The 1,977-nt window shown below is 43.1% G+C and carries 1 protein-coding gene; it reads right to left on the minus strand.

The features are described from left to right. Nucleotides 1–1,066 precede the first annotated feature (1,066 nt). Nucleotides 1,067–1,645, minus strand: a complete 579-nt coding sequence (locus LEP1GSC049_RS207645; RefSeq protein ID WP_004760943.1) for a replication/maintenance protein RepL — start codon at nucleotides 1,643–1,645, stop codon at nucleotides 1,067–1,069. Nucleotides 1,646–1,977 lie beyond the last annotated feature (332 nt).

The raw sequence follows: 1,977 nt of genomic DNA on the forward strand, positions 1-1,977 counted from the left end.
CCTGATTTTTTCCAGTGGCTACAAAATGGCTTTTAGAAAAAAGTCGTGGCTACAAAAATGCAAAAATGCCTTATAAATCCACTGCACAAGCGGACTTCTCGATGGCTACAAAAGGCAAAAACGGATCGCCCTACTTGTACATACTGATATTTGCTAAGTACTCTACTGAGTACTTAGCCTATTATGTGTATGTGCATATATTTATCTCTAAGCGAGTAACAAAGCCGTCTTATCGGCGTGCAAAAAAGTAGGAGTGTAATTTCAAAAATGTACGCTGAATTTTGCCTAAAATATCCCCCACTGGCTTTCGCCACCGCCCCTTGGGGCGGTTCAAACCCTCTGGGCTTATTAGCTCCGTCGGTAAGTAAGCCATGGCACATTCAGCCCTAACGCTAGTCAAGGGTGCGGAGCACCGACTCCGTCGGCTTCGCCCTTGACTGCGTGGGCTATGTGCCTTTTATGGCTTACCGACGGAGCTAATAAGCCCAGAGGGTTTGAACCGCCCCTGTGGGGCGGTGGCGAAAGCCAGTGGGGGAACCCCGTAGGGCGCCTATAGACCTTTTGCAAAGCGCTATAGGCGAATTTGCGAAAGGTTGTATTGCGCTCTCAATCGCCGAGGGCTTAAAAACGGCCAAAAAGCAGGTGTACATTTTTGGCAAGCGCACTACTGAAAAAATGCACGGTCAGAAAACCGCATTAGGACTTGCTTAGTCATACTTTCATGCACATACACATAATAGGCTAAGTACTCTACTGAGTACTTAGCAAATATCAGTATGTACAAGTAGGGCGATCCGTTTTTGCATTTTTGTAGCCACGACTTTTTTCTAAAAGCCATTTTGTAGCCACTGGAAAAAATCAGGCTGTGGGCTTTGCCCGCAGCAATTTCGGCGGACGCGTAGCCGTCCTATTCCTGCCTCAATTGGATTTTGGTTTCCCCGGGATAAATGCCAGGACGAAAAAAGCCCTAGAATGCGTTTTTGTGCTTTAGGGTACTTTTTCTTGCACAAACACATTAAAGGGCTTCTGAGGGCTGTTTTTTTGCGTTTTAAGGGTATTTAAGGGGTTAGTCCTTAACTTCTATCGTTGTAATGCGTTTGTCTTGGATTTTGGAGCGTTCTTCTTGCTCCGAAGCAGTCAACACTATATTGGCTGGAAACTCGCAGTATTCCCTATTGTTCCCCCAAGAATTCCATACAAGGTCTTTATTGGCAACATAGACATTACTGGAGCCTGTTTTGTAGACATATAAAAATCCATGTTCTTTGAGATACTTAATTGACCTTGCAACAGTTGCCTGCCCCATATCCAAAGCGTCTTGAAAGACCTTGTAAGAACATACTACAGCGTTATATTTATCCATGTGGTCAAATATAAAAAACAGCACTTGTAGAGCCTTTGGGTTTTCTTTTAGACAGCTTCTGAGATATTCTGAATTATCTTTGTTTACTTGATAAAACCTTGTGAAAGGGCTTTTCTTTTGTCGTTTTAATTCTTCCAGCTCTTCTTGTTCTTTGGCAATTAAATCTATTGCTCGCTGTTTAAAAGACACATCATTCAAATTCTTTGGTTCTGATACGACTACTGGCATTGAAATATCCCCCTTGTTATTTATCATACTGTGATAAATACATTTATCATTCATGATAAAACTTTTATCACAAATGATAATAGAATACAAGGGGTTTTATCATAGCTGGTGATAAAACTAGTTATCACAGCTGGTGATAAAACCTAAAATCGCGTAAAGCCTTGAAAACACTTGATGTAGACCTATTTTTGAGTGTTTTTACTCTTATATCTTCTATGAACGCACCGACCAGAGGGAGGCTAGTGCGTGAAAGGGGGGATTTTCCCCCCTTAAATCCCCCTAGTCGGCTCGTGCCGACAGCACGACCTCTGGAGCTAATTAAGCCCGTCGGTAAGTAAGCCATGGCACATTCAGCCCTAACGCTAGTCAAGGGTGCGGAGCACCGA

Source organism: Leptospira kirschneri serovar Cynopteri str. 3522 CT (assembly GCF_000243695.2).
Taxonomy (GTDB): Bacteria; Spirochaetota; Leptospiria; order Leptospirales; family Leptospiraceae; genus Leptospira; species Leptospira kirschneri.